The 4,669-nt window shown below is 67.3% G+C and carries 6 protein-coding genes; 1 reads left to right on the top strand and 5 read right to left on the bottom strand.

Translation table 11 applies throughout. From position 1 onward, the window contains the following. The first annotated feature begins 10 nt into the window (after nt 1-10). Nucleotides 11-520, top strand: a complete 510-nt coding sequence (locus V5A20_RS13225) for a thioredoxin family protein (RefSeq protein ID WP_332314639.1) — start codon at nt 11-13, stop codon at nt 518-520. Between the two features lie 64 nt (nt 521-584). Here V5A20_RS13225 and V5A20_RS13220 read toward each other — a convergent pair whose 3' ends face one another. The 5 genes from V5A20_RS13220 to V5A20_RS13200 all read right to left on the bottom strand — a co-directional run. Next, complete coding sequence (locus tag V5A20_RS13220) at nt 585-1,031, bottom strand: type II toxin-antitoxin system VapC family toxin (protein ID WP_332314600.1); 447 nt, start codon at nt 1,029-1,031, stop codon at nt 585-587. Then, nucleotides 1,028-1,294 (bottom strand): AbrB/MazE/SpoVT family DNA-binding domain-containing protein, encoded by a 267-nt coding sequence (locus tag V5A20_RS13215; protein WP_332314601.1) that lies wholly within the window; start codon nt 1,292-1,294, stop codon nt 1,028-1,030. Before V5A20_RS13215 ends, V5A20_RS13220 begins: the two co-directional genes overlap by 4 nt. Before the next feature lie 96 nt (nt 1,295-1,390). Beyond that, a complete protein-coding gene (locus V5A20_RS13210) occupies nt 1,391-3,424 on the bottom strand; it encodes a peptidylprolyl isomerase (protein WP_332327547.1) in 2,034 nt (677 codons plus the stop codon). Between the two features lie 273 nt (nt 3,425-3,697). Beyond that, nucleotides 3,698-4,147 (bottom strand): ATP synthase F1 subunit epsilon, encoded by a 450-nt coding sequence (atpC, locus tag V5A20_RS13205; RefSeq protein ID WP_332314603.1) that lies wholly within the window; start codon nt 4,145-4,147, stop codon nt 3,698-3,700. Nucleotides 4,148-4,238: 91 nt separating this feature from the next. Continuing rightward, on the bottom strand, nt 4,239-4,669 hold a 431-nt coding region (locus V5A20_RS13200), incomplete at its 5' end, for an ATP synthase beta subunit C-terminal domain-containing protein (protein WP_442978439.1).

Below are 4,669 nucleotides of genomic sequence, written 5' to 3'. Positions count from 1 at the left end.
CGTCGTCCAGATGCGCGTGCCCCGAACGGTTCGTCGACTTGCTCTGCCGGTGGTCCTCCTCCTTGCTGTGGGGGCGAACGACGCCGTTGCCCAGATGGAGATGCCGCCCCGCTCGCTCGGGGAGGTGGTCACGCAGGCCGAGGCGGAGGACACGCCCATCCTGCTGGAGATCTACGCGCCGTGGTGCCCCTACTGCCAGCGCATGCAGGAGGAGGTATACGGGGACGACGAGGTCCGGTCGTACCTCGACCGGCGATTCACGTACGCCCGCCTCAACCGCGACACCACGGCGGGGGATCACGAGTTCGACGGCCGCACGCTCTCGTCGAAGGAGCTGGGGATGGCTCTGGGGGCGCGGGGCGTGCCCACAACGATCTTTATGACACCGGACGGCACGCCCATCGCGAGGCAGCCGGGCTATATCAAACGGCCCATCTTCCTTCAGATGCTCCGGTATTTTGGCTCGGGCGCCTACGAGAACAAGAGCTTCAAGGCGTTCCGGACGCAGTCTTCGAAGTGATTGTCTCGCTTTTGTGCCGAATGATTCAATAAGCTGCGGGTCGGAGGTCGAGATTCCGGAGCGGCTACGACGGAAGAACTGTGAGTTTGGTAGATCCTTTCGGCGGCATCCGCCGGAAGTCCGAGCCGTTGAAGGTCACGAGCTCTTTGGCCTCGGTCTTTTCAGCGGCGACGACGTGAAGCGCATCGTAGATGGCCCCGCTGGAGAGGCCGTGTTCGACCATACGGTCGAGGGCTGTAGCGTAGTCCTCGTAGCGCAACTCCGTGACGGTCAAGAGGTCAGCAACCCCATCGACCAGGGTTTTGGCTTCCCTCGGCGAGTGCTGCGGACGGGTCGGAAGGGCCGTGATGGTAGCAAAGAGCTCCGCCAGGGCGTGGGTGGAGAGGGCGACGTCTGCCGTGCCACGGCGTGCGCGGTCCAGATAGGAGCGTGCCTCCTGATGGTCGGGCAGTTTCTCGATGACGGCGCACACCACCACGGAGGTATCGAGAAACGAATCGGGAGGTGTCATTCTTGGGAATCGGCAATGTTCTGAGACCGGTCGGCCCGCACCTTGTCGATCACGGATTCGACGTCAATCTCTTGATCGACGTCGGCCGTTGAGACTAGGAGTCCATTCCGTTCTTTCAATACACCTCGCTCGGAAATCGGTGTCAGCAGAAGGGTCTCCCCCTCGATCTCAAGGGAAAGTTGCGCCCCAGCCTCCAGCCCCAGCTTGTCCCGAAGGGCCTCCGGTACTGAAATGCGCCCGTGTTCGTCGAGGGTAACCTCCATGGTTGGGGAGGAACATTGTTGAGAAGCGAGGCAACTGATCTGTGAAAGCCCGATACAGGCGTTTGTCAGAGGGGGTTCCTCCGCGGCAGGTGGCAGTTATCCATCGCTCGTTGGCTCCACCCGTGCCGACTCAATCCGGTCGTCCACGCGGAGCTGATCCACGACGTCCATTCCGTCGGTGACCTGCCCGAAGGCCGTGTAGTTGCCGTCCAGATGCGGCTGCATGCTGTGGGGGACAAAGAACTGGCTGCCCTCCGTGTCCCGGCCCGCGCTGGCCATGCCGAGGGTCCCGCGGCGGTGCCCGATGCGCGTCACCTCGGTGCGGAGGAAGACCCCCGGTCCGCCGAAGCCGTCCCGCCGCGCAAAGTCGCCGCCCTGCACGACGAAATTCGGCACCACGCGATGAAAGGGCACACCGTCGTAGCGCCCGTCTCGGGCAAACCGCGTGATCGTCTGTACGGTCTGTGGCGCCTGTTCGGCGTCGAGCTCGATCGTGACCGTGCCTTGATTGGTCTCGAGCACGAGGCGCGGGTGCGGGCCCAGCTGTTGGAGATCATTCCAGTCGATCGACGGCGTCTCGGGGAGCGGTGTCGCCGGGGCCGTCACCGTCGTGTCGGTCGCTTCGGACAGCCCCTGTGCGGCGGCCTGTCGGACGGTGGGGTGCGGATGATCGAGCGCGCCGCGCAGGACCGACTCGGCCGTAGGTCCGCCGAGGGTGCCGAGCGCCTCCAGCACGGCCGTCATTCCCTCCAGGTCGTCGGGCGTAGCGAGCGTGCGGTACGTAGCCGCGAGGGTGTCGGCTGCCCCCATGGGCGCGAACGCCGAGTCGGTGAGAGCGGAGGCGCCGTGGTAGAGGAGGGCCGGGTCGCCCCGCCGGACGGCGGTCGTGAGGCGGCGAAAGGCCACGTCGACGCCGGTGGGCCGGGTGTGCTCCCAGCGATTGGCCACCGCCTGCACGCCTGCGGCGGCCACCCGCAGGTCGTCGTGCCGGAGGGCGGCGTCCAGCAGCGAATCGGCGCGGGGCGCGTCGAGCGGGGCGAGGGCAGGCAGGGCCGCGGCGTAGGCGACGGGCGACCGTTCGGTTTTCCAGCGGGCGACGGTGTTGAGGACGCGCGTGGGACGATCGTTGTGGGCGAGGCCCCGCAGCAGCGGCGCGGCCACGCGCCACCGATCCGGGTGCGCGTCGAGCCAGGCCCCCACGGCGGCGAGACGGTCGGGGGACCACTCCAGGCCGGCCAATGTCTCGGCGGCGGTGCGGGCCACGAGCGGATGGCCGTCGTTTAGGGCGTTGACGAGGACGCTTCGTGACTCGTCGGCGGTGGGCAAAGCAGAGAGCGCCCGGGCGGCCTCGGTGCGCGTGCGCCAGTCGGGGGCGGTGCGGAGCCAGTCGGCTAGGCGAGGGGCATCAGACGAGTCGCCCGCGGTCCCCAGCGCCCGAAGCAGGTGCATGGCCGCCGGGTCGTCGGGGGACACGTCGTTGAGCACGGCACGAACCGTGTCGGCGCGGCCGGTGGCGAGGGCCTCCACGCGCCCCAGCGCGTAGGCGGCGTTGCGGCGCGTCCACGGGTCGTCGGTCCGCAGGTGCTCCAGGAGCCAGGTCGTGGCCGTCGAGTCGGTTACGCCGCGCATGCCATAGCGGGCGATCGACAGGGCGACGTCGGGGCTACGGGCCGGCGGGGGGCGGAGCCGGAGGAGGTCGCGCAGGGACTCGGCGTCGCCCGTGGCGCCGAGTGCTTCGATCAGGCGTCGTTGGATCGTGGGGTCGCGTTCGTAGCCCAGGGCTCGGAGCAGCGGAGCCGACGGGACATCCGAGGGCATTTGTGCAAGGGCAAACGCAGCGTCGGTGCGAACGAGCGGGACGCTGTCGTCGAGCAGGTTGAGGAGGGCCGGAATGGCGCTCGTGTCCTGCACGGAGGCAAGGGCAAAAGCGGCCCGGGCCCGTACGGCGGCGTCGTCGGCCTCGATCTTCTCGCGCAGAAAGGCCCCGTTTCGGTTCACCTGCGCCTCCACAATCGCCTGCAGGGCGGGACGCGTCCGCAGGTCGTCGGGCGGGCGCTCGGGCATCGGCTGGGCGGCTGCGCCCGTGAGACTCCACAGGGAAACAAGGACGAGGGCAGGCCAAATCCGCATTGGCACACGGGGCAAGGAGGAGAGAAACAGGGAAGAGAGCGAAGGCAAACACTGCGGCACGTGTTCGCTCCTCGATCCCCGCCCGCTTCATCTGTGCCCGGGCCGAAGGCAGGGGGGACGGTGAACGGACATGCGGAGCCGGCGACGCTCGGATGGGCTGTATGGGCGACACCGGATGCGAGACGGAGAGAGCCCCCTGAAGAAGTGCAGGCGCTCTTCCGGATGCCCCAAGAGGCATCTGGAGCGGTGGCCAATGTCCGGCGAACGGCGGCGCTACGACTGCCGCGTGCCAACCTTTCCCATGGCGACGCGCAGGCGGTTCCGGGCCCGGTCGCGGGCGGCCTCGTAGGTCTCCCGCTCCTCCGCCTGCACCTCCTGGCTGAGGCGGCGCTGCGCGCGCTCTTCGGCACTTTCGGCCCGTTCCACGTCAATGTCCGAGGCCGGCTCGACCGTCTCGGCGAGTACCATCACCTTGTTTTCGATGATTTCCAGAAAGCCGCCGCTCGTGGCAAAGACAATGCGGTCGTTGTGCATGTCGGCATACTCGTGGGCCGCCTCCGTCTTCACAATGAGGGGCCCGATGCCGAACGCAGCAATCATGGGGGCGTGGTCCCTGCGAACCTCAAACGACCCTTCGATGCCGGGGGCACGAACGCCGTTGGCCGGCCCCTGAAACGAGCGCTCGTCCGGCGTCACGATGTCAACAGTCAGTTCGTCGGCCATGGGGGCGTCAATGTCGAATCACGAAATACGAGTTCCGAATGGGCGGCGAACGAGCAACATTTGCACTTCGCCACTCGCAATTCGAAAGGGGTTATGCCTCTGCGGTCATCTCCTCGCCGGCCTCGATGACCTCGTCGATCGTGCCTTTGAGCAGGAAGGCCCGTTCGGGCAGGTGGTCGAGCTCGCCGTCGAGAATCATGCGGAACCCGCGGATGGTCTCCTCGATGGGCACGTACTTGCCGGGCTGGCCGGTAAACTGCTCGGCCACGAAGAAGGGCTGGCTCAGGAACCGCTGCACGCGCCGGGCGCGGTTGACGGCCTGCTTGTCCTCGTCGCTCAGCTCGTCCATGCCCAGAATCGCGATGATGTCCTGGAGCTCCTCGTAGCGCTGGAGGATCTCCTTCACCTCCTGCGCCGTCTCGTAGTGCTCCGTGCCCAGGGCCCGCTCGTTGAGCATCTGACTGCTGGAGTCGAGCGGGTCGATGGCCGGGTAGATGCCCTGCGTGGACAGCTGGCGCGAGA

This window comes from Salinibacter sp., from assembly GCF_036626415.1.
Classification (GTDB): Bacteria; Bacteroidota; Rhodothermia; order Rhodothermales; family Salinibacteraceae; genus Salinibacter.
The sequence above is the reverse complement of the archived record's forward strand: the minus strand, read 5'-3'. Positions and strand labels throughout refer to the sequence as shown.